Origin of the sequence: Flavobacterium sp. 28YEA47A (assembly GCF_041262125.1) — a bacterium.
Classification (GTDB): domain Bacteria; phylum Bacteroidota; class Bacteroidia; order Flavobacteriales; family Flavobacteriaceae; genus Flavobacterium.
In genome coordinates this window covers 298,687-325,589 of the sequence record NZ_JBGCCI010000002.1, presented here as the reverse complement: position 1 = coordinate 325,589, position 26,903 = coordinate 298,687, and the positions used below count along the sequence as shown (strand labels likewise).

Below are 26,903 nucleotides of genomic sequence, written 5' to 3'. Positions count from 1 at the left end.
AGGATTATATTTGCAAAAAATATATAATTATGTCAATTTCAGATTTATTTGATAGCGGATTTAAAAACAGAAATAAAGGACATTTCGCTTCTATCGTGAGAGTTGCAATGGAAAACGGGCACTTGAGCGAAGAAGAAAGACACTTCTTGGACAAGTTGGCCATGCAATTGGATATTTCTTCTGAAGAGTATGCTGAAATTCTTGCTAATCCGATGAAATACCCAATCAATCCTCCTTATTTGCATACGCAAAGATTAGAGCGTTTGTATGACCTTTCAAGGATGGTATATGCGGATCACGTTTTAGGTCCAAAACAAAAAGAAATCCTTACCCGATTTGCATTGGCATTAGGATTCACTCCAGGAAACGTACATTACATTGTTGACAAAGCGCTTTCGTTGCTTGTCATGGGTGTAGATTTGGACACTTTCCTATTCGAAATGACTCACATGAATAAATAAAAAAAAGCTCCGATTGGAGCTTTTTTTATGCATATACTTTTTATTTCTCGCTTGCTGTTTTCATGAATTCTTCTGCCTTTTCTACCATATTGTAGCTACCACAAAAGAATGGGACACGCTGGTGTAGTTCTGTCGGTTGGATTTCCATAATCCTTCCAAAACCATCAGAAGCCTTTCCGCCTGCTTGTTCTGCCAGGAATGCCATCGGATTGCATTCGTATAGGAGACGCAATTTTCCGCTTGGAGCCTTAGAACTTGTAGGGTAAATATAAATTCCTCCCTTAATCATATTTCTGTGGATGTCTGAAACCAAACTTCCAATATAACGTGAAGTATAAGGTCTGTCGCCTTCTTCTAACTGGCAGTATTTGATATAATCTTTTACGCCTTGAGGGAAATGAACATAGTTTCCTTCGTTGATAGAATAAATCTTACCATCTTTTGGAAACTTCATGTTTGGATGCGAAAGATAGAAAGTACCAATAGCAGGATTCAGCGTAAATCCGTTCACGCCACGTCCTGTTGTATATACCAACATGGTTGATGTGCCATAAATTACATATCCGGCTGCTACTTGATTAACACCAGGCTGAAGAAAATCTTCAATAGTAACCGGTGTTCCTATAGGTGTAATTCTTCTGTAAACAGAAAAAATGGTTCCAACAGAAACATTTACATCAATATTAGAAGAACCGTCAAGAGGGTCCATCAATACGACATATTTGTTGTTGTGGCACTCGTCTTTACCTTTAATCGTGATAAAATCATCACTTTCTTCTGATGCGATACCGCACACGATTTCACGGTTGATAAGCGTCTGTATAAAAGTCTCGTTAGCAAAAACATCTAATTTTTGCTGATCTTCTCCCTGTATATTCTGTTCGCCGGCAGCGCCCACAATATCTACCAATCCGGCCTTGTTCACCTTGTAGTTAACGACCTTAGCGGCCAATCGGATGGAGTTGATTAATCTGGATAATTCTCCGGAAGAATATTGAAAATCTTCCTGTTTTTCAATAATAAATTCCCCTAATGTTTTATTGCGTTCCTCCATTACTATATCGTTGTAGTTGTGGTGCAAATATCGTTCATAAATTCTATAATTTTAGAAGCGGCAGTAAAAAAATATTTATAAATAAATGTTACAAATATAAAAAAATGTTATTTTTGCATGATTTTAAAAAAGACAACAAAGTTGAATTTTTCAAGGAATTTTTAGAAAAGAAATGTCTTGGATTGTGCAGTTGGACATGCTTTTAATATATTCGCTGTAAAAATCGAAACAGAGAAAAAGAATACAGAAATGATAATCAGAAGAGGAACTGAAAATGATATGAAGGCTGTTTTAAGCCTGATTCAAGAACTGGCTGTTTTTGAAAAAGAACCTGAAGCAGTAGTAGTTACAAAAGAAGATTTAATTCGTGATGGTTTTGGAAGCAATCCGCTCTTCCATACTTTTGTAGCAGAATTGGATGGTGAAATTATAGGTATGGCGTTGTACTATTACCGGTTTTCTACATGGAAAGGAAAAACCATCCACCTCGAAGATTTGATTGTTACTGAAAAAAGCAGAGGCACAGGAGCCGGAATGGCACTATATTCTGAAATTATAAAAGAAGGAGAAAAAGAAAATGTACGCCGTATTGAATGGAATGTCCTGAATTGGAATATGCCAGCTATCGAATTTTATGAAAAATCCGGAGCAAAAGTCTTATCAGACTGGCGTGTTGTCCACATGGACGAACAAGGAATTAATGATTTTTTAAAAAAATAAAAGTCTAAGATCAAAAGTCTTAAATCAGAAATCTAAGATCACAAATCAAAAAATCTGAAATCTAAAATCAATGAGAGTATTTAAATTTGGAGGTGCTTCAGTAAAAGATGCCAACGGCATTAAAAACGTGTATGATGTTTTACAGCAGGTTGGTTTTGACGATGTGCTGCTTGTTGTTTCGGCTATGGGAAAAACGACAAATGCTTTGGAAGTCGTAATCAAGAACTATTTTGAAAAGTCGGCTGAATTGCAGTCTTCTATTCAGGATGTCAAGAAATACCACAACCAGATTTTACTTGATTTGTTTGAAGACGATAAAAATACCGTTTTTGGAGCTATCAATCAGCTCTTTTCAGATTTGGAAGGTTTCCTGAAAAGCAACAAATCGCCTAACTATAATTTTGTATACGACCAGATTGTTAGTTTTGGAGAAATGATTTCAACGACTATCATCAGCCATTATTTTAATTATAGAGGATTGAAAAACCAATGGCTCGATGTGCGTAATTTTATAAAAACAGACACAACCTATCGTGATGCGATTGTAGATTGGGAACAAACACAAAAGCTGATTTCTAAAAACGTAAAGAAAAAAGTACTCAACATCACCCAAGGATTTTTAGGTTCTGACGAAAATAACTTTACAACGACTTTAGGTCGTGAAGGTTCGGATTATACGGCAGCTATTTTTGCCTATTGCCTTAATGCGGAAAGTGTTACCATCTGGAAAGACGTGCCCGGTGTTATGAATGCCGATCCGAGGTATTTTGAAAATGCAACACTCCTAAACCAGATTTCATATCGCGAAGCCATAGAGCTTGCTTTTTATGGAGCTACCGTTATTCACCCTAAAACATTACAGCCATTACAGCGAAAGGAAATTCCGCTGTTTGTAAAATCGTTCCTGAATCCGTCATTGCCAGGAACCAGCGTAAGCAAAGGAGCTGATTTAGAACCGCATCTGCCTTGTTTTATCGTAAAAAAAGAACAGCTACTGATTTCGCTTTCTTCTATAGATTTCTCTTTTATCATGGAAGAAAACATCAGCGAGATTTTCGGGCTTTTGCACCACTATAAAATGAAAGTGAGTCTGATTCAGAACTCAGCAATCAGCTTCTCGGTTTGTATTGAAGACAAATTTGGCAATTTCAACGACCTGAAAAATGTACTTTCAAAGAAATTCAAGGTGTCGTATAATGAAAATGTTTCGCTTTATACCATCCGCCATTTCAATGAGAAAGCCGCAGAAATGGTTGAAAAAGGCAAGCAGGTATTGCTTAAGCAGGTCAGCAGAGAGACCATGCAAATTGTTACCAAAGAAACCACCAACTAATTTTTTTATAAACCACGTGCCATCGGGAGTAACGGAATACTGTGCTCCCGATTTTTTATTTGCTTTCCCGTGAAGAATCCGGCTCTTGAAATTATTGGTTTATAAATACTACTTTTGAGCTTTCGGAGTTATAGTATTTATGTTGAAAAAATTGCTTTTTCTGGTTTTAATAGGCTTTGTTTCTGGACTTTCCGCCCAGGAAGTCAAAACGCCGTATAAAAACAGGAAGATTATAGCTACAAAAGATACGATACATATTGATAGCGTAAGCATTAGCAGTTCGTTTTTCAAACTACAGGATAAAGAGGGTAATGATATCGATACGACCTATTATAAGGTTGATTTCCAAAAAAGTAAGCTCGTTTTTAAAAATGATTTCAAGTCGGAAGATACCCTGACACTCCGTTATTTCAGCTATCCGGAATATCTTACCCGAAAATACAGTATTTATGATGACAGCCGTGTCGTTAGTAATGAATCCGGAAAAGGCAACCTTTATAAAGTGTCTCGCGATCCGATAAGCACTTTTAAACCTTTTGACGGATTAAACACATCGGGAAGTATTACCAGAGGAATTACGATTGGTAACAACCAAAATGCGGTAGTCAATTCCAATTTGGATTTACAGATAACGGGCAAAATTTCAGACAAGGTAAGTTTAAGAGCTTCCATTCAGGATAGTAATATTCCTTTACAAGAAGGCGGTTATTCACAAAAATTGGATGAATTTGACCAGATTTTTATTGAACTTTTTAGCGATAAATGGAACATTAGGGCAGGAGATTTGTTTTTAGAGAACAGACAATCCCGATTCTTGAATTTCAACAAAAAAGTACAAGGACTTTCGGCCAATTTCACGTTTGGAACACCTGAAAATAAAACCAATGTTTTTGCATCGGCAGCTTTGGTAAGAGGACAATATGCCCGAAGTTCGTTTACCGGACAAGAAGGAAATCAAGGGCCATACAAGCTGCAAGGGCCTAATGGCGAATTGTATATTTTGGTTATTTCCGGTTCAGAACGCGTTTTTGTCAATGGGATTTTGCTGACAAGAGGTGAAAATAATGACTATACAATTGATTACAATGCGGGTGAAATTATCTTTACCTCTCTGTTTCCGATTACTTCAGAAATGAGGATTAATGTCGAATACCAATATTCAGACAGAAACTATACACGATTTGTGACCTATGCAGGAGCCATGCACGAACAGGAGAAATGGAGCTTAGGGGGATATTTATATTCAGAAAATGACGTAAAAAACCAGCCATTGCAACAAAATCTTTCGGCAGAACAGGTCGAAATACTAAAAGAAGCAGGCGATAATACGGCTGCGATGACTGCACCGTCGGCTTATGTTGACAGTTATTCTGAAAACAAGATATTGTACAGAAAAATAAACGTTGGCGGTGTTGAGGTTTTTGAATTCTCAAATACTCCGACGGATGAACTATACAATGTGCGTTTTTCTCTTGTAGGTGCTAATCAGGGAAATTACAGACTTTCGAATACAGCCACTATTGGGAGAATCTACGAATATGTTCCACCGGTAAATGGAATTCCTCAAGGAAACTATGAGCCTATTATCCGATTAGTGGCTCCAACCAAAATCCAGATTGCTACCATTTTGGGAAAATACAAACCAAGCGAAAAAACACTGGTTGATTTTGAATTAGGTATAAGTAATAATGATCTGAACTTGTTTTCTTCAAAAGATGATAGCGATAATCAGGGACTTGCCGGAAAGATCAATGCTAAACAAAGACTGTTTTCAAAAACATGGCAGTTAGATGCTTTTGCTAACTATCAATTTGTACAAAAGCAGTTCCGAACCATTGAACGTTTGTTTACGATTGAGTTTGACCGCGATTGGAACCTCACTAATCCACTAGGAAACCAAAGCCTGCTTGTTACCGGTTTGAACTTTATTCTTCCTAATAAAGGAAATGCAAGATACCAGTTGGAAAAACTTGATTTTTCTGAAAGTTTTTCAGGAACCAGACATGTGGTAGACGGCTCTTTCCGATTTAAAAATTTTACTTTTCAAAATAATGGGAGCATACTGAAAAGTGATAGCAATTACTCCGAATCAAAATTTATCAGGAACCAGACACAGGCACGTTATCATTTTGGTAAAAACTGGGTAGGAGGTAGTTTCCGACTGGAAGACAACGAAGAAAAGATCAAAGAAACCGGACAGTTTTCTGCCTTAAGCCAAAAATTTAATGAATTTGGATTTTTTACCGGGCGTGGTGATAGTACAAAAGTGTATGTAGAATTAGGTTATTTACAACGCTCTAATGACAGTTTGGTTAACGGATTTGTAAAAAAAGTCAATACGTCCAATTCCTATTATCTGAAGTCAAGATTGATGAAAACCGAAAAAAGCGACCTTTCGTTATTTGTTAACTACAGGAATTTGAAATTTGAAGACCCGACGCGTAAAAAGGAACCTTCTTTAAATTCGAGATTGCTATACAACGACCGTTATTTTGACCAATTAATTCAGGTTACTACAACTTATGAAACCACATCAGGAACTATTCCCCAACAGGAATTTACCTACCTGAAAGTAGAACCCGGACGAGGTGTTTACACTTGGATTGATTATAACAATAATGGAATCCAGGAACTGGAAGAATTTGAAGTTGCAAAATTTGCAGATCAGGCAGAATATGTACGAATTTTTCTTCCAAACCAGATTTTTATCAAGACACACCAGAATAAATTTTCACAGTCTGTTATACTGAATGCCAACCAATGGCAAAACGAAAAAGGATTTAGGAAGTTTTTGTCTTATTTCTATAACCAGACTTCTTTTCTTGTGGATCGAAAGATTATCCGAAATAGCGATAATTTCGATTTGAATCCGTTTTCTTCAGGCGAAAAAGATCTTTTAGGACTGAATTCCAGTTTTAGGAACAGCTTGTTTTATAACAGAGGAAAACAGGACCATTCCCTGACGTATACCTATTTGAGAAATAGGGCAAAGACGCTACTTTCAGTAGGTTCGCAGGAAAGTAACAACCGTTCACACCAGCTGCAATACGCCCATCTTATCCAAAAAAGCTGGCTTTTAGGGTTTACGGGCAAAACGATCGAATCAGAACTGTTTTCAGAGAACTATACCAGCAAGAATTTTGAATTAAAAGGTTATCAGCTGGCGCCTAAAATTTCCTATCTGTTTTCAAGAAATGCAAGTTGGGATTTGTTTTATGAGTTTCAGGATAAAGATAACAAAATCAATGATAAAGAATCATTGCAGCAACATCGTATTGGGACATCTTTTACCTATTCATCTGAGAAAAAATTTACGATGAATGGTGAATTTTCATTATATAAAAATGACTTCAGTGGCGATGCACTTTCTCCGGTCGCTTATCAGATGTTGGAAGGACTGCAACCGGGGCAAAATTTGACATGGCGTTTGTTGTTGCAAAAGAACCTGACACAGTTTTTGGATGTCAATGTGAATTACGAAGGAAGAAAAAGTGAAGAAAGTAAAGCAATCCATACCGGAAGCGTACAGCTTAGGGCTTATTTTTAACATGGATAATCATCTGAAACATTTATATTTGGAATCTTAATCTAAAAAAAGACCCATGAAAACAAAAATAATAGCAGGCTCACTTTTGGCAGTTTCATTATTCATGACCTCATGCAAAAAAGAATTACAGCCACAAGAAAGTTCAGAACCAACTGAGGCAGTTGCTACAGATCCAGCCGCAGCTCCCGCAGAAGGACAGATGCCTGTAAATGCGCAGCCACAACAAGTACAAGCACAGCCACAGGTAAACGTACAGCCTCAGCCGGTTGCAACAGCTCCGGGAATGAATCCGCCACATGGACAACCAGGACACCGTTGTGATATTGCAGTTGGCGCTCCATTGAATTCGCCTCCGGGACAAAATCCAGCGACGGCACAGCCAACACAGCCTGCTCCTCAACCAACGGCAGCTCCATCGACCATAACTCCGGTTAATAATGCAGATATTGTTACGGCTCCGGGAATGAATCCACCACACGGACAGCCAGGACACCGATGCGATATCGCGGTTGGTCAGCCATTGCCAAAGGCATAAGAAACAGATGTTTCCTTACTATATAAACTAATAAGACTCTGCGTCTTTGCGTGCAATTTTTTTCTCGCAAAGACGCAGAGTTGCATTACACAAGTATTAATCAAAATGAGAATAATTACTACACTATTATTTTTTTTGACTTTTTCATTTGGTTTTAGCCAGACAAACCGTGAAATCATAATAGATACCTATTTAACCAATGGAGCCTATAAACATCATTACACTACCCACGGTTGGGAAGATAATATCAATCAGGGAATCGCAAAGGATTCGACAATCGCAGAATTGTGGCAAAGCAAAGCGCTTCCTTATTGGAAAATGAAAAAGTATGATGCAGCTGTGTCGTGTTACAATAAGGCGGTTCTTTACGACAGGAAAAATTATCTGGGAAGAAGAGGCTATTTAAAATGCATTTTTCAAAAAGATTACAAGAGTGCTATTGCTGATATGGAAGCAGCAGAAAAAGAATTCGGTTATGGCTATCAAAACGATCATTCTTATCCGTTTTATATTTCATTATGCTATTTACAACTTAACGAGTTTAAAAAAGCAGAGCAAGTTTTGCAAAAAGACTTTGATAAAACAGTAAAAGAGCGTGGAAAAACCTGGATTCATTTCTTAGATTTATTTTATATGGGAATCATACAATATGAATTGAGAAAATACGACAATGCGATTTCCTATTTTGACAGAGCATTGGCAGAATATACCGAATTTTCAGATGCAGAATACTATAAAGGTTTGTGCCTGATTGAAAAAGGAGACAAAAGCAAGGCTGAAGCAATTATGCTGAAGGCAAAAAAAGATTTTGAACGAGGTTTTACCATAAATGAAGATGATTCTTTTTATGAACCTTATCCATACAAAGTTAATTGGCATATGGCAAAATGGACCATCCCCAATTACAAGGAATAACCATATTCATCCCCAAATATTACCTCAGAACCTCTTAAACCTCAATAACCCGACCCACTTTAACTTCCTCCAAAAAATACTCGTCGTGAGAAACTACTATCAAAGTACCTTGATATTCATTAATGGCGGCGGTTAGTATTTCCACGTTTTTAAGATCTAAGTTATTGGTTGGTTCATCCAATATAATAACGTCCGGAGATTGACTGCTAATAGTCAGGCAGCAAAGCAACAAGCGCATTCTTTCGCCACCACTTAACGCACTGCAAGGTTTGTCCCAATCTTCTCTTGTAAACAAAAAGCGGTTAAGCCTGATTTTTATTTCGTGTTCTTGTAAAGAAGAAGAATTAAATTGCTGTGCCTGTTCATACACTTTTAGCTTGTTGTCTAACAAAGAATAATCCTGATCGATATAAACTGATTTGTTATTTGCCCTGTAAATGGTTCCTGTTTGCGGTTCTAAAGTTCCTAAAATCAATTTTATTAAAGTCGTTTTCCCGGAACCGTTTGTTCCTTTTAAGGCAATGCGTTCGCCACTTGTGATTTGGAAATTCAGGTTTTTGTTCCAAAGCGGTTGGGAACTGTAAGCAAAATTGATGTCGGTTGCCGTGAACAATATTTTTCCTCGATGCAAGGATGAATTGTCGAAACCAAATTTCATTTTGTCAATATCAGGCAAAGAAGAACGGAGTTCCTGCAAGTCTTTAGAAATGCCACCAATCTTTTCTGCATGCACGCTTTTGAGTTTTGAAGTGCTGTTTTCTGCATTGTTCCGCAAAGTGTTCATCATGATTTTGGCAACACCAGCTTTTTCCTGTTTTCCTTTCCCGCGACTGTCTAACTTTTGTTGCCGTTCCAGTGTTTCCCGTTCTTTCTCTTTGGCTTTCCGCAATGCTTTTTCTTTGCTTTGGATATCTTGATTCAGGGCATTGTTTTCAATTTCCTTTTGTGTCGTGAAAAAATCGTAATTGCCACCATAGACTTTGATGCCGTGTTTGCTCAGTTCGCAAATCGTGTCTAACAGGTTTAGCAATTTTCTGTCGTGGCTAATAACAACCAAGGTGCTTTTTGTGGATTGGATAAAGTCGTATAAAAGCTGCCTGCCGGAACTATCAAGATGGTTGCTTGGCTCGTCCAATAAAACCAACTCCGGCTGATGGATGAAAATTCCTGCCAAAAAAACTTTTGTTTTTTGTCCGCCGCTCAATGTTTCCATTTTTTGCGACAAGTCCAAGTCCGTGAGTTGCCAATAGTTTAACGCTTCGTTACATCGTTCTTCAATCGTCCAATCATCATCCAGCAAGGTGTAATTTTCTTCCGTTACGTTGCCGTTTAGGATTTCTTGCAGCGCATTGAGTTTTGGTTCAATTTTCAACGCTTGTGCAATGGTCAAATGATTGTATTGTCCAAAAATCTGCGGAATATAATAGGGTTGGGCATCAACAATTCGTTGTCCGCTTACGGGTTGCAGTTCGCCTGCAATAATTTTGAGCAACGTAGATTTTCCGGTCCCGTTACTGCCTATTAATGCTATTTTATTGTGATGGTTAACTGTTAGGCTGATATTGCTAAACAGTACCTCTTTGTTGGAGTGTGTATAGGAAATATTCTGTAAAATCAGCATAATTTCTTTCGTTTAAGATTAATGAAAAGGGGAAGCCCGATGAGGTTCGCCGTTTTTAATTACCGGAAAGAAATTATTTTTTACACTTTATTTTCTATTGCTTTGAGAGGACAAATATACAAAATGTAATTGAACTTTGCGACTTAGCGCCTTTGCGAGCAATCATTTTCACGCAAAGACGCAGAGGCGCAAAGCTTATTTATGCAAATAGGTAATGAATATTCAAAAGAGAAAAGAAGATACTAGAAGAAACGCTGACAATAAGAAACGCAAATACAAATTTTGGTTTTTGCTGAGACAATACGGCTGCGTTAAATCCCATACAGAATATGGTTACGAAGAATAATTGTATCATATGCCAGATTGAAGTACCACCCATAAGAATAAACATTGCGGCAATAGCACCAAGGCAGCTTTGAGCAAGAACGCTCAATGTCGTAAAGCCGATAAATCCTCTTTTATAACCTGTCAGATAATCATTGTATGTTTTCATGATAAGATGCTTTAAAATTTATACTGTAAAGTTAAGTATACATTGGGTCAGCGTTTTATGATAAAAATCATGTTTTATAAAAATAAATTTACCCATCTTAAAATGATGATAAGATGGGTAAATTTACGACTGCCTCGGGGCATTTTTATTATAACATTACAATAGAATGTTTCAAATTTCTGAAAGATTAAAATTGGCTGATTGCATCATTAATCAGTTTCATTTCTGCCTCGGTAATAGTAACATCGACAGACTTTGCATTTTCTATGGCCTGGGCTGCATTTCTGGCTCCGGCTAAAACCACGCTGATTCCTTGTTGTAAGGTTGTCCAGCGCAAAACAAGCTGTGATAAAGAAACATTTTTGTTTTGGGCAATTGGTTCAATTTTATCGAGAAGCGTCTTGACTTTCTCGGCAGAAAACTGCCCGAAATAACCATTTCTGTGGTCGTCAGATTTCAGTTTGGCATCTTTGAAATATTTACCTGTCAGCAGGCCTCTTTCCATCGGGCTATACGCAATAATACCGATATTGTTTTCAAGTACGTACGGAACAATTTCATTTTCGATAGCGCGATTCAGCATGCTAAACGGAACCTGATTCGAAGCCAATTGTATTGTTTTTTGGGCTTCTTTCAAATGCGAAAGATCATAATTACAAACGCCGGCTGCGCGAATTTTCCCTTGTTCAATAAGCAGATTTAAAACCTCCATAGTTTCATCAATCGGAGTTGTCGAATCCGGCCAGTGAATTTGAAGCAGGTCAATATAATCTGTACCCAGACGTTTTAGGCTTTCTTCCAATTCTTTGATAATATTCGCTTTGGATGCATACTTATATACAGGAAAGGTTTTTCCGTTGCTTTCAGCATCAAAAAAATAATCTCCCTTTCCGTTATTGCTTCCGTCCCATACCAATCCGAATTTTGTGAGCAGCTGTATTTTGTCGCGGTTTTTTCCTTTGATGGCTTCGCCAATCAATTCCTCGCTGAGTCCCATTCCGTAAAATGGAGCGGTATCCAGTGAAGTAACTCCGTGGTCAAGTGAAGCGTGTACGGCTTTGATTGAATCCTGTTTTTCATTACCGCCCCACATAGTACCGCCAATTGCAAATGCGCCATACGTTATTGCGGAAAGTTCCAAATCAGAATTTCCTAATTTTCTATATTCCATTATCCTATTTTTTGTGTTTTATATATAATTACATTGCCATCCAAAAGAGTTTCAGATGCTCTTACAAACTCCTGGATATAAGGTTGACTGTTGTGTGCTTCAAGCCCTTTTTCATCGCTCCAGATTTCATGGAAAACAAAAATAGTAGGCTCTGTGCTATTTTGATGCAGGTCATATTGAATACAGGCTGTTTCTTTTTTAGAATGCACCGCCATATTCATCAGTAATGACTTTACTGCATCAGTATGCTTGGGTTTGCTTTTTACTATTGCTGTCAGATGTATCATATGATTTGTTTAAAAAGATGTTGTTCAGGTGTTCATTATACAATGCGAGATCTCTTTTTACATCGGCATTTTTCTCAATATCGTGAAAATGTATGCCTTGCAGCGGAGCCATTCCGGTAAAAGCATTCATACGATGGAAGCCAAACATAACGCCTTCGTCTACATTTTTCTGTTGGAAGAATTCGCCCGGAAGTGTAAATGCTTCTTTTGGGGCGTTCCATGAGGTGGTGAGCATGTATTTTCTGCCATGAAGCATTCCGCCAGTTCCGTAATTGATTGTCGGATTTTGTGAAGAACGCCCGTCGCTATGGTAAATTCCGGTAGCATGGCCTTCTGTAAACACAACATCAATATATTGTTTAAAGGCGTGAGGAATCTGGAACCACCAGATAGGAGTGTGGTAGATAACAACATCAGCCCAAACAAATTTTTCTACTTCTTCAGCAGGGTCGTATTCGTTGTTGACATCTGTTGTCTGTACTTCAAAGTTTGGATTGTTTTTAAAAAAATTAAAAGTTTCCTGTGCGATAGTTTCGTTGAACTTACCGCCGGAATGGCCAAATTTTTGACCGCCATTGATTATAAATATTTTTTTCATGATCGTATTAATTCATTTGATGATGCAAATTTATGGCGACATTATCTATTATTAAAATAACTTAATTCATACCTTTGTATCATAATTATAATAGCTGAATTATGGTAAATCTGGAATGGTACAGGACATTTAAAGCCGTATATAAATCAGGAACGCTTACCGGAGCAGCAGAAGTGCTGTTTATTTCACAGCCTGGAGTAAGTCTGCATTTGAGTTCGCTGGAAAATTATGTTGGGTATAAGCTGTTTGACCGTACGGGACGCAAAATGGTTCCTACAGAAAGAGGTAAAGTGCTTTATAATTTTATTATCGAGGCGATGACAAAATTGGAAGAAGCCGAAAAGAATTTCCAGCGGAGTACGGAGAAGCATACGCCTACGATTAGCGTGGGTATGTGTTTTGAGACGTTCCAGATTACGTTGGAACAATACATCGCAACCTTGCCATTTAATGTAATCATCCAATTTGGAGAATATCCGGAAATGGTTGAAAATCTCGAAAAAGGAATATTGGACATTATCATCACGCCGCAGATGGTTCCTAAAAGCAGCATCGATTATCAGCCTTTTTCATCGGAAACAATAGTGCTGGTTGGTGGCAATGAAACGGATGTACAGACATTCCAGACATTGGAAGAAACAGGAGATTTTGAAGCTATAGAATCATGGCTGAAGCAGCAGAAATGGTATGGAACAACTGGAGATATGGAACATTTGAGACGATTCTGGCAATTGAACTTCAACAAATATCCCGACTTTCGCCCCAACTATATCGTGCCCAACCTAAACTCTATTGTACGTTGTCTTAGCAGCGGCCAGGGATTGTCAGTTATTCCGGATTTCCTTTGCAAGAAAGACATCGATAGCGGTCAAATCAAAATGATCTGGCAAGGAAAAGTGCCTTTAAAAAACACGCTTCATTTTGCTACAAGAAAAAAGACAATCTACGCAGACGAGATTGCCTTAATCAAAGAAATATTTATGAAAGTGATGAAATAAAAACTTAGTTCTTCTTCTTTTTGAAGTCAGGCATAAAAGAAATTCCTACGTTGAAATAGCCCGTTCCATTTTGTTTGGTCGAAAAGATATAATCATTTGTGTTTTCTCCTCTTTCGGACAGCCTTGAATTAAAAACATTCGATAATCCGGTCTTGAAAGTAGCAATAATTGTTTTGTTGATATGATGCTCATAGGTCAGTCCCGAACGAAGCTCTAAAACCCGGTAATCATACACATCTGCAAAGCCTGGCGTATTATTGTTGTAGACATAAAAACCGTCACCGTTGAGTTCCGTTCCTATAGAAAATTTCCCGTTTTCAGATATTGGTCTGTGGAATAAAAGCCTTTGTGGTAAAATCAGGTCAAATATCCAGGGCGAATTTTGGAATCGGTGTTCCATCATAAAAGTTGGTGCTGCTGGAACCGGAGAAGCCGGATCGATAAAAATAAGTGCTCCAACGCCAATCATGGTTCTTTCCGTTTTTTTCAAAATAATTGTCGCACCTATAAAACCTTTCAAACGCTCAATATCTTTTTCACTGCCGTCAGCAGTAAAACTGGCATTATAGATAAAAGGCTTGTTGAATAAACGAGCGAAATAAGTAAAGCTTAGCGTTGCGGACAGGTAATGAAAATCTAGTTTTTTGTTATAAGGAGCAATAGCATCGCCAGCTACATTTTCAACATCGTTCAGTTCAAAAGCCTCATATTTGTAATTGAGCGATGTAGTGACGCTCCATCTCGGTTTGGAAAAGATTACAAAATTCGAATTGGCATTGAATCGGTAATGATTTTTGATTTCTCCTTCTTCAAAGGCCTTGTCTAATAATTTGGAATCGAAATCGGTTGGTAGGTATTGCTGATACTGGAAATCCAAAAAGCGGGTAGATGGAAATCTTTCAGTTACGGCAGCCTTGACATTTTCTTTTAATTGTTCTTTTTCTTGTGCATTTGCAAAAACACATAGCAGTATTGCAAAAGGCAAAATTTTTGATTTCATAGCATGTTTTTAAAACGGTTGTTGTTATAGTCTGTCCGAAATGTTTTTCCCAAGATACTGTTCGAGGAATTTTTTACGGAATACTTCTCCAATCGGAATCTCGGAAGTCTTGATATAAATGGTATGGTTGTCAAAAGAATCAATATGCTGCACATTGACCAAATATGATTTGCTAACGCGGATGAACTGCGTTTCAGGAAGGTGCTGTGAGATGGTTTTGAGGTTCATGGCCGTGATAATTTTGCTGTCATTGACATAAATCACGACATAATCTTTTAGCCCTTCGATATAGAGAATATCCCTAAAAAGAATTTTATGGAATTTTCGCTCTGATTTTATGAGCATAAAGTCAGTTTCCAGGCTTTCCAATGTGCTTTTTTCTTCCTTACCGGACAATAATTCGCGGTAAGCAAATGCTTTTTTAATCGATTTTTCCAATCGATTTTTAATAATTGGCTTTACCAGATAATCTATGGCATCTACCTCATAACTTTTCAAGGCATATTGCGAGTATGCGGTCGTAAAGATGATAAGGGTTTGTTCCGGAATGGATTCTGCAAATTCCAATCCGTTAATTCCCGGCATCTGTATATCGAGAAAAATCAGGTCAACTGTATTTTCAAGCATGAATTCCCTAGCCTTTTTTGGGCCATTGAAGCATCCAATCACATTCAATTCAGGAACATCCTGTAGGAGCAGGAGCATGCCCTCTCTGGCGAGAGGTTCGTCATCAACGATTATGCAATTCATATTGGCAGAGTTAAGGTTACAGTATATTTTTTATCAATGTCGTCAATATCTAATTTATAATCCTTAGCATACAACAAATCCAATCTGCGTCTGGTATTTACCAATCCAAGTCCTCCTTTTTGTTGTCCGTCAATAGGCTCGGCAGGTTTCGTATTAGAGCAGATAAAAACCAGTTCTCTTTTATGAATCGTAAAAGAAATGTCTATTTTAGAAGGATGCTCAAGATCAGCACTGTGCTTGATAGCATTCTCTATAAATGTAGTAAAGAGGTTTGGAGGAAGCACCAGTTGTGAAATCATGTTGCTGTTACTGTCTTCGTTCTCAATTGTAATCCTGAAATTAAAATCATCACGGCGAATCTTCTCAAGCTCCATAAAATCGTTCAGGAATTGTATTTCAGATAAAAGCAATACAGAGGGTTGGTTATTGTCATACAATTGATAGCGAAGGAAATCAGACAATTTCATAATAATGGCAGAAGCTTTTTCCGGATTTTTTTTAACCAATACGTTGACATTATTCAGCATATTGAAAAGAAAATGCGGATTGATCTGATTCTTCAATTCCTTGAGTTCCAGTTGCAGGGAATTTGTTTCTAATTCAATGATACGCTCCGTATCACGTGCCCACTGCTGGAACAGTTTTATAGAAGTAGACGAAAAAACCAAAATAGTGAGCAGGTTGGAAGTAGCCAGGATTTCCCGAAAAAAACTAGAGAAAACCTTTCGTGGCGTAATCCGATACTGATCAAAATAATTCAGGCCATTTTTTACGAGTATGAAACTGCATACGATAAGCAGAACGAGACACACCAAATAGGTAATATATTCGCCTTTGAACAAAAGTTTTGGGACGAGTACATACATATTGATGTAAACCATTGCCAGGAAATAGATAATCCACAACCATTTTATATAGTAGTGGAAATCACCGCTATATTCTTTGATTTCTCCTGAATCGTATGAAAATGCAATAATGTATAAAATAATGGACAAATGCCTCCAGATCCTATATTTTGGATCGATGAGGAATTTTATAAAATTATTTTGAAAACAAGTGTTTTTCAAGGCTATAGATATTAACGATGCGAAATAAGACTAAAAAAAAGCAACACCCAATTAATTTATACCAACCGCCTTTTAAATTATACAAAAAGGTTTTTTGCCTGTTAAGGTATTAAATCTATTAAATAACGGTTTTTGTATAAAATAAGTTTGTGTTGGTATAAAAAAAACAGTCAGCTTTATTGTTCCCTCTATTTTTGAAATAAAAAAAATATGAAATCGATCCAAGCAATAGAGCGCTGGATTACAGCCATCGAGAGTTCAAAACAGGAAACGTGCGCCAAAGAACAGGAAATCAAAGCGATTGTTGATTTATGGAAATTTGCCGACTTGTATGACAACCGAGCCATTATTACTCAAAAAGGAGAAATCCAATTGGAAGATGCTGATGGTTTGGCTGAAAAAGTCAGTGTGGTTACTTCGGATTTGTTTCTTACGCCAAAAGAGAACGCCATCTCAAAAATCCTTTCAGAAATCGAAGCTGAATTTTCAGAGCTTGGTGCTCGCTATAAAGGACTTTATAATGTGGAGTTTCGCAATCCGGAAGCCAATTTTGATGCCGCTGAAATCCTAAAACTCAAAAGCGAGATTATTTCAGGAATCAAAGGAGAAGTCATATTGTTTAAATATGTGGAACACATTAGAAAGCTGCCTTCATCAGAATTTCGAATTGTAAATCGTGATTTCAAGATTTTAGAATGCACTTATGAAGAGGTACAGAACATCATAGACCAAAACTATTTAGTGCAGCCCGGCCAGAAACAATGGCTTGTGATAGTATTGAGCGCTATTGACAACAACTGTAAGTCGTTTGTTATTGACGAAGCCATAAAAACAGCTGCCTTTTCATCGGGTTTTGAAAAAATATTTCTCTTTGACTTTTATACTTCCGAAATTATCGAATTAAATGTCATAGCACAAATCGGGACAGCCATTAAAGGCGTGCCGTTAGCTGCCAGTGGTGTTGCCTAAAACCCAATACGATTATTCTATTTTGCTGTTTTTATGTAGCAAACTATTCTAAAAGTGATTAGCTTTATGCTTTCTTACAGTATCAATTGTTATGGAGTTCAGCCAATTTACACCTTCCGAATTTCGGGACATTTGCGACAGTCTTGCCGCAAAAGATGAAGACATTAAAAACATTCTTGACCGATATGATTATCCGCCATTTTGGTCGCGTCCCAATACTTTTGAAACCTTGGTGCATATCATATTGGAACAGCAGGTGTCTATCGCCTCAGCACTGACAACTCTTAATAAATTGAGGGATTATGTTGGAGAAATTACGCCCGAACGCATACTGTCTTTGTCTGATGAAGAGTTCAGGGCCTGTTATTTCAGCCGACAAAAAACGGTTTATGTAAAGCATTTGGCTCAGGCGTTGCTGGATAAACAAATTGATTTACAATTGCTGGAAACGCAATCTGACGAAGCCATCCGAACTACATTGAGCCAGTTAAAAGGCATTGGTAACTGGACGATTGATGTCTATCTGATTTTTGTGCTAAAACGTTCCGATATTTTTCCAATAGGTGATCTGGCGGCGGTGAATGCACTAAAGCAGTTGAAAAACATGCCTAAAGAAACTTCACGTGAAATCTTAATAGAAAAGGCCGCCGATTGGCAGCCTTTCCGTACCGTCGCAACTATGCTGTTGTGGCATTATTATCTGTCTTTAAGAGCAAAGAAATAGGGCGGATTTAAAAGCATAAGACTAACGGAGATTTTTTACGAATAGATTCTGTAAAAAGCTATTTTCCTAAAATTTCTAACAATACTTCTGCTTTAACGCTTGAAAAATAGGAAATGTGATGAATTTCTATATTTTTGTAGACAATTCAAAAACTCAATCAAGCCCCCAAACACTATGGCAAAGTTTGCTTTTTACTTTATCATTGCCTTTTCTATTGTTTTTCCTCAACAGTTAAGAAGTCAAAATACCGCAGATTCTCTGCATACGTTAATAAAAAAAGCAGATGGGCTGAAAAAAGGGGAGCTAAACCTCGAGCTCGCAAGACATTTTTTGGCAAACAATCAGGATTCTTGTCTTTATTATAGCCAGGCAGCCCAAAAAATTGGACAAAATATAAAAGATCATTCCGTAGTGATTCGTTCCTATGCTCTTATTGGCGAGGCTTATCAAAAACAAAACAAAATGAAGGAAGCAATCGCTTCCTATCAGGAAGGACTTAAACTGGCTGAAAAACATAACGAAAAATCTCTGGCCGGAACTATTTACAACGGAATAGGAACCTGTTACTTCTATCTGAACGATCCTAAAAAAGCAGAGCAGTATCTGAAACAGGCAGCACAAGCCAAGAAAGAAGCAAATGATTACCAATATTATTCTTTCATTGCAGCAAATCTGGCAGCTTTGCAGATTATGAACCAATCGTTTGGCGAAGCAATACACACGCTTAAAGATGCTGAAAAAACACTTCTGAAAAACAAGCAGGACAACTATCTGGCTACAGTTTACAACTCTCTTGGAGCGGCTTATCAGGGAATAAAATCAGATTCCTGTGTTTATTATTACGAAAAAGGACTTGAGCTTTCCGAAAAAAACAAAGACCATCTCACGATGATGACTACGCACCAGAATTTGGGCGATTACTATTTGGAGAAGAAAAATTATGACAAGGCGGTTGAGTACATGAAGAAAGCGATTGCAGTGAATGAACTGCGACCAGAAGATCAGTATAAGCCTGCATTATTTGAAAGGATAAGTGTTTTGTATGAGTCGATGGGAGATTTTAAAAATGCCTATCACTATAAAAAACTGGAAAACGAAACACGCCAGCGCCTCTTTACTGCGGCAAAACAAAAAGAAATAGAAGAACTCGAAATCAAATACCAAAGCGAGAAAAAAGAAAAAGAAATCCAGGTACATAAACATGAAGCTGAAAAAGCGAAAAGCGAACGTACAGCGCTGTTGTTTGGTTCGATTTTGTTATTTCTGGTAGCCGGATTTATTATCTATTTGATTTTCCAAAGAAGAAAGATCACCCAAAAATTCGAACAGGAAAAACTCAGGATGTTTGAAAATATCCTGCACGAAATCAAGACACCGCTTACGCTTATCGATGGACCTATACAGATTATGAAGCAGCGTTCCGACAGTTCAAACGAAGAACAGCTTGGTCTGATGGAACGAAATTCTAAAAAATTAATGAGTCTGGTTGCCGAATTGCTCGATGCGTCAAAATTGGGCAGAGGCAGTTTCCAACTCCACTATACCAATGGATTAGTTGACGATTTTATTGAAAACACGATTGATACTTTTGCCAGCGAAGCCAAATCCAAAGACATACAGATTATACATACTAAGAATAATGTGAAAAAACAGTATTCGTTTCCGTCCAACGCTTTGGAAAAAATCCTCTCCAATCTTATCGGAAATGCTGTAAAATACTGTCCGCCAAAAGCTGAAATACAGGTGTCATCACAAATAGAACAAGGCAGATTAAACATCCGCGTAAGCGATACGGGGCCGGGAATTCCAAAAAAAGAACAGAAAAAAGTATTTCGTCGTTTTTTCAGAGGAAATCAGGTTTCAGATGTCAACGGTACGGGAATAGGGCTGTCTCTTGTTAAAGAATTAGTGGATTTAGCCCAAGGTACGATCCATCTTGAAAGCAATTCTTCAGGAACAACATTTATGGTTTCCTTTCCGGTGCAAGAAGCAGCGAATGTTATGGATTCGGTTATTCAGAATGAAGGTGCGCCACTACTCTTGTTAGTAGAAGATGATGCAGATACGGCTGCTTTCAGTATAGCTGTCTTAAAAGAAAATTTCCAGATTATACATGCTAAAAACGGACAGCAGGCTCTTGACTTAATCCGTGAAAATTTGCCGGATATTGTTCTTTCCGATGTTATGATGCCTGAAAAAGATGGTATCGAATTGCTTTCAGCAATCCGATCTGAGGAACTGACGAATCATTTGCCGGTTGTATTATTTTCTGCAAAAGCATCATTGGAAAGTCGTTTGCAAGGTTTGCAGCATGGGGCAGATGCCTATATTTCCAAACCTTTTTCGCCTGAAGAATTAAAGCTGACTATAAAAAACCTGTTTACTACGGTTCAACGAAACAAAGAAACCTACAAAGAAGCCATACATTCAGAAAAAATATTTGAAGAACGGGTTAAAAGTCCAAATGCCTATGTCAATAAAGTCATTGGCTATATTGTCAATAATATCGACAATCAAGACTATTCCGTTAATGAGCTTTCTGATAATATGTCTGTCAGCAGAAGCCAACTTCATCGAAAATTAGTCGCCTTGACAGGATTTTCTACTACCAATTTTATCAGCATGATCCGACTTGAAAAAGCAAAAGATCTTTTGCTCAATAACGAAGGGAACATTACCGAAATTGCTTATAAATGTGGTTTCAACAGCCAGTCCTATTTCACAAAATCCTTTACGGAATACTTTGGGAAAAGTCCGAGCCAAGTGCTTAAAAATCAATAATTTTTTTGCATGTGCAACAATAGTACACAATCTGGCAACATGGCTACATAGCTGTTTGTGGCTGGGAATCTAAATTTACCGACGTGAATCAACAATCAAAATCAAATATACTTTATGAAACACCTTTTACTATGTTTTATTCTTTTTTGGCATATTTCCTCCAAGGCCAATGATGAATGTGTTAATGCAATTCAATTAACTCCGAATAACTGTAATAATGTAAGCGGAACGTTTAGCGGATCAACTCTTAGCAGTGGAACTCCGTCCTGTGCCAATAGCAGTAGCCAGGATGTTTGGTATAAGTTCACGGCTACAGAACAGACGATGGCTGTTAACTTAGCCAGAGTGGTAACAAACTCTACGATGTACTTCGCGATGGAAATCTATGAAGATAGTTGCACAGGCAACCGATTCAAGTGTGTCGGACCGAGTACAGATATCTCTGTTTATTACAATACGGACTTCGTGATAGGCAGGACGTATTATGTCCGCGTGCTGAATCCGATTCCCGAGCTGAGTACACGTAGTTTCTATATCTGTATCCAGGCATTTCCAAAGCCTGCAAACGACAGCTGTGCTACGGCTGAGCAGCTTATACCGAATAATAACTGTACGAATACTTTCGGTAGTTTCAGTGGGGCGTTGCTCGACGGACCGGTTTCTTCCTGCGCCAACAGCAGTCGCCAGGACGTTTGGTATAAGTTCACGGCAACAGAACAGACAATGGCTATTAACTTAGCCAGAGCGGTAACGAACTCGACGATGTACTTCGCGATGGAAATCTATGAAGAAAGTTGTACCGGAAACCGATTCAAGTGCATCTCACAGAGCGCTGATGTCGGTGTCTATTTCGGTGCAGACTTCGTGATAGGCAGGACATATTATGTCCGTGTGATGAATCCGGCTGGCGATTTGAGTACACGCAGTTTCAATATCTGCCTTCAGGCATTTCCAAAACCTGCAAACGACAGTTGTGCAACGGCAACAGTGCTTACGCCAAACAGCGGCTGCGTAAATACGGCCGGCACATTCAGAGGAGCGGTGCTGGATGGAGGTGCTCCTTCCTGTGCAGCTAACAGTAGCCAGGATGTTTGGTACCAATTCACGGCAACAGAACAGACGATGTCTATTGCTGTAACCAGAGCCGATACGAACTGGTCGATCAATTATGCTATGGAAATTTATGAAGAGAGCTGTTCTGGCAACCGACTCAAGTGTGTCGATTCGAACACCAACGCATCTACCTATTTCAATACAGGCTTTGTAATAGGCAGGACGTATTATGTGCGTGTATTGAACCCGGATAGGGGGATAATGACGTTAGGCTTCAATATCTGCCTCCGTGCCTTTCCTAAGCCTGCAAACGACAGTTGTGCTACAGCAGCAGTACTTACGCCAAACAGCGGCTGTGTAAATATAGCCGGGACATTTAGCGGTGCCTTGCTAGACGGAGGTGCTCCTTCCTGTGCAGTTAACAGCAGCCAGGATGTTTGGTACCAATTCACGGCAACGGAACAGACGATGTCTATCGCTGTAACCAGAGCCGATACGAACTGGTCGATCAATTATGCTATGGAAATTTATGAGGAGAGCTGCTCCGGTAACCGATTCAAATGTGTCGATTCGAACACCAACGCATCCACCTATTTTAATACGGACTTTGTAGTAGGAAGAACATATTATGTGCGCGTGCTGAACCCGGACAGGGGCATAACAACACTTGGGTTCAATATTTGTCTTAGGGCCTATCCTAAGCCTGCAAACGACAGTTGTGCAACGGCAACTGTGCTTACGCCAAACAGCGGCTGCGTAAATACAGTCGGCACATTTAGTGGTGCGTTGCTGGATGGTGGTGCTCCTTCGTGTGCGACTACAAGTAGCCAGGATGTCTGGTACCAATTCACGGCAACAGAACAGACGATGTCTATTTCCCTAACCAGAGCCGATACGAACTGGTCGATTAATTTTGCTATGGAGATTTATGAAGAAAGCTGCTCCGGTAACCGATTTAAATGTATCTCTTCAAATAGCAATGGGAACAGTTATTTTAATACGGACTTTGTAGTAGGCAGGACGTACTATGTTCGTGTGCTAAACCCAGACAGAGGTATAATAACACTTGGCTTTAACATCTGCCTTAGAGCTTATCCTAAGCCTGCGAACGACAGTTGTGCAACGGCAACTGTGCTTACGCCAAACAGCAGCTGTGTAAATACGGTAGGTACATTCAGCGGCGCATTGCTGGACGGAGGAGTTCCCTCCTGTGCAACTAACAGCAGCCAGGATGTTTGGTACCAATTCACGGCAACGGAACAGACGATGGCGGTTTCCCTAACCAGAGCCGATACGAACTGGTCGATTAATTTTGCTATGGAGATTTATGAGGAGAGCTGTTCCGGTAACCGATTTAAATGTATCTCTTCAAATAGCAACGGAAACAGCTATTTTAATACGGATTTTGTAATAGGCAGGACGTACTATGTTCGCGTACTGAACCCAGACAGGGGAATAATCACACTTCCTTTTAACATCTGTCTTCAGGCATTCCCAAAACCTGCAAACGATACTTGTGCGACAGCTATAGAACTTACACCTGCGAATACTTGTGTAAATGTTCAGGGTACCTTTAGAGGAGCCTTGCTGGATGGCGGAGTTCCTTCCTGTGCAGCTAACAGCAGTCAGGATGTGTGGTATAAATTTACAGCTACACGTCAGACAATGTCTGTTTCTGTAATCAGAGTTGACAGTGGTTGGTCAATGAATCTTGCAATGGAAATCTATGAAGAGAGCTGTACAGGGAATAGACTTCAGTGTGTTCCATCAAATACAAATGGTTCAATATATTCAGGAAGTAGTTTTGTGGTAGGCAGAACGTACTATGTTCGCGTACTGAACCCAGATCGAGGTATAATAACGCTTCCTTTTACGATCTGTTTGGTAGGGCCGCCTCCGGTAACTTGTACTCCAACAGTAACAATTGCTGCTTCAGAAACCACAATTTGCCAGGGAACAAGTGTTACTTTTACGGCAACACCGGTTAATGGAGGAACAACGCCATCGTATCAATGGAAAGTTAATGGAAATAATGTTGGCACAAATAGCCCGACATATACAACTACAACATTGGCAAACGGAAATAGTGTTACTTGTGTGATGGTAAGCAATGCAGCATGTGCCTCGCCAACCAGCGTTACGAGCAATGCTATAACAATGAATGTTACTGCTCCAACTGTTCCGAGTTTTACACAGGTTGCACCGGTTTGCTCTGGCGGAATATTTACACTGCCTACTGTTTCCAATAATGGAATTGGAGGTGTGTGGAGCCCGGCAATTAACAATACGGCAACAACAACATACACCTTTACGCCTTCAACCGGGCAGTGTGTTACAACGGCAACCATGACAGTTGTGGTTAATTTAGTCAATAAGACTACAACTTTACAAGGAAGTACCATTACGGCATCAGCTACAGGAGCTACCTATCAATGGATTAATTGTGCCAATAACCAACCAATAGATGGTGCAACGAATGCTTCCTACACGGCAAGTGCAAATGGTTCTTATGCAGTAATCGTGACGCAAAATGGATGTTCTGCAACATCAAACTGCGTTCAGATAACTAATTTAGGTGTGGATACATTTGTAAAAGATGGACTGAAAATTTATCCAAATCCAACGGCAGACCAATTGTTTGTTCAATTGAATGATGTAACAGAGGTTACAATCGTTGATATGACAGGAAAAATAATACAGCATGAGACTTTAAAGTCTGGAAACAATAGTATTGATGTAAGTTCACTCGCTTCAGGGATGTACTTTATACGATCTGTCTCTGGAGCAACTGCAAAGTTTGTGAAGAAATAAATAGTTTCTAATTGGTTTAAAAAAAGGCCCCTTTTCGTGAGATTAGGGGCTTTTTTATAATAATAATCAATAGAATAGGTAAACGTGCTTTCTTCTTTGCGCCTCTGCGTCTTTGTGTGAAAATAGTTACTCGCTAAGAAGCAGAGGTGCAAAGTTTAAATTTATATAGCAGAAAATCAATTTGTTATTTGATGTATTGAATTTAGTAAGTGCTCAAACTTAATGTTTTAATAAAAGTAAAAGTCAGTTTTATTTGTATGTTTGCGCTCGACTAACTTTTTCTGGAAACTGCTTTTATATGGATGCTCCAGATTGATACCCCTACAAAATGCAAAAATATTTTAGACTATTTCTTTTACTTGTTCTTTCGAATTTTGGTGCCAGCTTATCGGCACAAACTACAATCCTGGATCAGACATTGCTTACGCAGGCCAGTTTTAATACGTTTACGGCTTATAGCGTTACAGGTGCTCAAGGGTGGACTTTTAGTTCTCTATATGGAGCGATGTGCAATGGATTTGCCGGAGGACAAAATTTTGAAAATGAAGATTGGTTTGTAAGTCCGGTAATGAATCTGCAACAAACAGATAACGTAAAACTTACGTTCAGCCATACCAGAGGAAATGCCGCTGTGCTGAATGTTGGCGTGGCGCAAGGCTGGTATAAAGTTTTTGCCACTTCTAATTTTACGGGTAATCCGGCAACGACAACATGGGTTGAACTGACGGGCCTTAATCAAAATGTTCCAACAGCGTGGCAATATGTTTCTTCTGGTGAACTTGTGATACCTGATGCGGCAAAATCGCAAAATTCACGAATTGCTTTCCGTTATATGAGCAGCTCCACCCAGAGCGCTACATGGGAGATCAAAAATGTAAAAGTTACGGGTGAACCTCAGCCAACAAATCCTAACGCAGGGATTTTTAAAATTACCAATTGGAACACGGAATGGCTGGGATGTACGACATTTGGACCAACTGACGAAACGCTGCAAATTAATAATGTTGTAGCGGCTATGCGTTCCATGAATTCCGATATTTACTGTATTCAGGAAGTTTCCCATACAACGGCATTTCCTTCTATCACAACGCTAGTATCGCTTTTGGGCAGCGACCAATGGGAAGGAAAAATTGTGCCTTCCACTACTGATGATTGCGATCAAAGACAGGGAATTATTTATAAAAAGGCAAGAGTACAATTTGTAAGCGCGTCACAGTTAAGCAGCGGGAATTCTGCCCAAGGCAATTCCTATTATTTCAATTGGTCTAACGGGCGTTATCCGGCCTTGTATAATGTAAATCTTGTTTCAGGGACAACATTAGTTCCGGTATCTCTCGTAAATATCCATGCCAAGGCAGAAGATGGCAATGCTACAAGCTATACACGCAGATTGGGAGCTTCTCAGGCATTGAAAACTATTCTTGATGGATCAGCGTATAATTCAAAAAACCTTATCCTTATTGGAGACTTTAACGATTTCCTTATAGGGACATCAAGCAACACTTGCGGATGTACGGTTTCGCCATATAAAAATTTTATTGACGATGCAGTCAATTATAACAGTATCACTAAAGACATAATTGATGCAAACACCAATTGGGGAACTCGCCCGATTATTGAAAACATTATTGTTTCTAATGAACTGTCAGGAAACTATATTTCAAACAGTGTAACACAAGAGGTAGCAGTCGCCCAAAATATCAACAATTATTTTAATACGACTTCTAATCATTATCCTATAAGCGCAAGATTCCAGTTTTCAGTGTTGGATACTCCAGAGTTTGCTCAGAAAAACGCATTGGTAATTTATCCGAATCCGGCAACAGACCATTTGTTTGCTCAATTGGATGAAGCAACCAATATTACAATCGTTGACATGACAGGAAAAATAATACAGCAGGAATCTTTACAATCTGGGAATAATAGTATTGATGTAAGTTCACTAGCTTCAGGCTTGTATTTTATACGATCGGTGTCTGGAGCAGTCACAAAATTTGTAAAGAAATAACGAATAG

The 26,903-nt window shown here is 38.7% G+C and carries 21 protein-coding genes; 12 read left to right on the top strand and 9 right to left on the bottom strand.

Annotated features, from left to right (window positions below; all coding sequences use genetic code 11):
• Window positions 1-29: 29 nt before the first annotated feature.
• Window positions 30-461 carry a TerB family tellurite resistance protein gene (locus ABH942_RS03985; protein ID WP_370029685.1) on the top strand — a complete coding sequence of 144 codons (432 nt, stop codon included), beginning with the start codon at window positions 30-32 and terminating at the stop codon, window positions 459-461.
• Window positions 462-501: 40 nt separating this feature from the next.
• Here the strand turns inward: ABH942_RS03985 and fbp are convergent, their stop codons facing one another.
• Window positions 502-1,515, bottom strand: coding sequence for a class 1 fructose-bisphosphatase (gene fbp, locus ABH942_RS03980; protein ID WP_140002994.1), 1,014 nt, complete (start codon window positions 1,513-1,515; stop codon window positions 502-504).
• Window positions 1,516-1,764: 249 nt separating this feature from the next.
• Here fbp and ABH942_RS03975 point away from each other — a divergent pair, with 249 nt between their 5' ends.
• The 5 genes from ABH942_RS03975 (at window position 1,765) to ABH942_RS03955 (ending at window position 8,565) form a co-directional block, all read left to right on the top strand.
• Complete coding sequence (locus ABH942_RS03975; protein ID WP_370029684.1) at window positions 1,765-2,235, top strand: N-acetyltransferase family protein; 471 nt, start codon at window positions 1,765-1,767, stop codon at window positions 2,233-2,235.
• Window positions 2,236-2,305: 70 nt separating this feature from the next.
• Complete coding sequence (locus tag ABH942_RS03970; RefSeq protein WP_370029683.1) at window positions 2,306-3,568, top strand: aspartate kinase; 1,263 nt, start codon at window positions 2,306-2,308, stop codon at window positions 3,566-3,568.
• 139 nt (window positions 3,569-3,707) lie between these two features.
• Window positions 3,708-7,115: a hypothetical protein gene (locus ABH942_RS03965; RefSeq protein WP_370029682.1), complete on the top strand. Its 3,408-nt coding sequence runs from the start codon at window positions 3,708-3,710 to the stop codon at window positions 7,113-7,115.
• Between the two features lie 55 nt (window positions 7,116-7,170).
• On the top strand, window positions 7,171-7,650 hold the full coding sequence (locus ABH942_RS03960; RefSeq protein ID WP_370029681.1) for a hypothetical protein: 480 nt from the start codon (window positions 7,171-7,173) through the stop codon (window positions 7,648-7,650).
• A 105-nt stretch (window positions 7,651-7,755) separates the two neighbouring features.
• Window positions 7,756-8,565, top strand: coding sequence for a tetratricopeptide repeat protein (locus tag ABH942_RS03955; protein ID WP_370029680.1), 810 nt, complete (start codon window positions 7,756-7,758; stop codon window positions 8,563-8,565).
• Window positions 8,566-8,599: 34 nt separating this feature from the next.
• Here ABH942_RS03955 and abc-f read toward each other — a convergent pair whose 3' ends face one another.
• The 5 genes from abc-f to ABH942_RS03930 form a co-directional block, all read right to left on the bottom strand.
• The gene (gene abc-f, locus ABH942_RS03950; RefSeq protein ID WP_370029679.1) at window positions 8,600-10,186 is read right to left on the bottom strand and encodes a ribosomal protection-like ABC-F family protein; all 1,587 of its coding nucleotides are present in this window, start codon (window positions 10,184-10,186) and stop codon (window positions 8,600-8,602) included.
• A 199-nt stretch (window positions 10,187-10,385) separates the two neighbouring features.
• Window positions 10,386-10,679, bottom strand: a complete 294-nt coding sequence (locus ABH942_RS03945; RefSeq protein WP_370029678.1) for a hypothetical protein — start codon at window positions 10,677-10,679, stop codon at window positions 10,386-10,388.
• Window positions 10,680-10,866: 187 nt separating this feature from the next.
• A complete protein-coding gene (locus tag ABH942_RS03940; protein WP_370029677.1) occupies window positions 10,867-11,850 on the bottom strand; it encodes an aldo/keto reductase in 984 nt (327 codons plus the stop codon).
• The gene (locus ABH942_RS03935) at window positions 11,850-12,137 is read right to left on the bottom strand and encodes a putative quinol monooxygenase (protein WP_370029676.1); all 288 of its coding nucleotides are present in this window, start codon (window positions 12,135-12,137) and stop codon (window positions 11,850-11,852) included. Before ABH942_RS03935 ends, ABH942_RS03940 begins: the two co-directional genes overlap by 1 nt.
• The gene (locus ABH942_RS03930) at window positions 12,091-12,735 is read right to left on the bottom strand and encodes an NAD(P)H-dependent oxidoreductase (RefSeq protein WP_370029675.1); all 645 of its coding nucleotides are present in this window, start codon (window positions 12,733-12,735) and stop codon (window positions 12,091-12,093) included. The genes ABH942_RS03935 and ABH942_RS03930 overlap by 47 nt, the downstream gene beginning before the upstream one ends.
• Before the next feature lie 101 nt (window positions 12,736-12,836).
• On the opposite strand from ABH942_RS03930, the gene ABH942_RS03925 reads away from it, so the two are divergent.
• Window positions 12,837-13,733: a LysR family transcriptional regulator gene (locus ABH942_RS03925; RefSeq protein WP_370029674.1), complete on the top strand. Its 897-nt coding sequence runs from the start codon at window positions 12,837-12,839 to the stop codon at window positions 13,731-13,733.
• A gap of 4 nt (window positions 13,734-13,737) precedes the next feature.
• Here ABH942_RS03925 and ABH942_RS03920 read toward each other — a convergent pair whose 3' ends face one another.
• The 3 genes from ABH942_RS03920 to ABH942_RS03910 are packed head-to-tail and all read right to left on the bottom strand — an operon-like array spanning window position 13,738 to window position 16,550.
• On the bottom strand, window positions 13,738-14,733 hold the full coding sequence (locus tag ABH942_RS03920) for a hypothetical protein (RefSeq protein WP_370029673.1): 996 nt from the start codon (window positions 14,731-14,733) through the stop codon (window positions 13,738-13,740).
• Between the two features lie 24 nt (window positions 14,734-14,757).
• A complete protein-coding gene (locus ABH942_RS03915) occupies window positions 14,758-15,483 on the bottom strand; it encodes a LytR/AlgR family response regulator transcription factor (protein WP_370029672.1) in 726 nt (241 codons plus the stop codon).
• Entirely contained in the window at window positions 15,480-16,550 is a 1,071-nt protein-coding gene (locus ABH942_RS03910; RefSeq protein WP_370029671.1) for a sensor histidine kinase, read from the bottom strand. The genes ABH942_RS03915 and ABH942_RS03910 overlap by 4 nt, the downstream gene beginning before the upstream one ends.
• A 210-nt stretch (window positions 16,551-16,760) precedes the next feature.
• On the opposite strand from ABH942_RS03910, the gene ABH942_RS03905 reads away from it, so the two are divergent.
• The 5 genes from ABH942_RS03905 to ABH942_RS03885 all read left to right on the top strand — a co-directional run bounded on the left by ABH942_RS03905 (window position 16,761) and on the right by ABH942_RS03885 (window position 26,896).
• Window positions 16,761-17,519, top strand: coding sequence for a hypothetical protein (locus tag ABH942_RS03905; RefSeq protein ID WP_370029670.1), 759 nt, complete (start codon window positions 16,761-16,763; stop codon window positions 17,517-17,519).
• A gap of 91 nt (window positions 17,520-17,610) precedes the next feature.
• The gene (locus ABH942_RS03900) at window positions 17,611-18,243 is read left to right on the top strand and encodes a DNA-3-methyladenine glycosylase (protein ID WP_370029669.1); all 633 of its coding nucleotides are present in this window, start codon (window positions 17,611-17,613) and stop codon (window positions 18,241-18,243) included.
• Window positions 18,244-18,417: 174 nt separating this feature from the next.
• Window positions 18,418-21,024: an ATP-binding protein gene (locus ABH942_RS03895; protein WP_370029668.1), complete on the top strand. Its 2,607-nt coding sequence runs from the start codon at window positions 18,418-18,420 to the stop codon at window positions 21,022-21,024.
• A 114-nt stretch (window positions 21,025-21,138) separates the two neighbouring features.
• Window positions 21,139-24,888: a T9SS type A sorting domain-containing protein gene (locus ABH942_RS03890; protein ID WP_370029667.1), complete on the top strand. Its 3,750-nt coding sequence runs from the start codon at window positions 21,139-21,141 to the stop codon at window positions 24,886-24,888.
• A 328-nt stretch (window positions 24,889-25,216) separates the two neighbouring features.
• A complete protein-coding gene (locus ABH942_RS03885) occupies window positions 25,217-26,896 on the top strand; it encodes a T9SS type A sorting domain-containing protein (protein WP_370029666.1) in 1,680 nt (559 codons plus the stop codon).
• The last annotated feature ends 7 nt before the right edge of the window (window positions 26,897-26,903 follow it).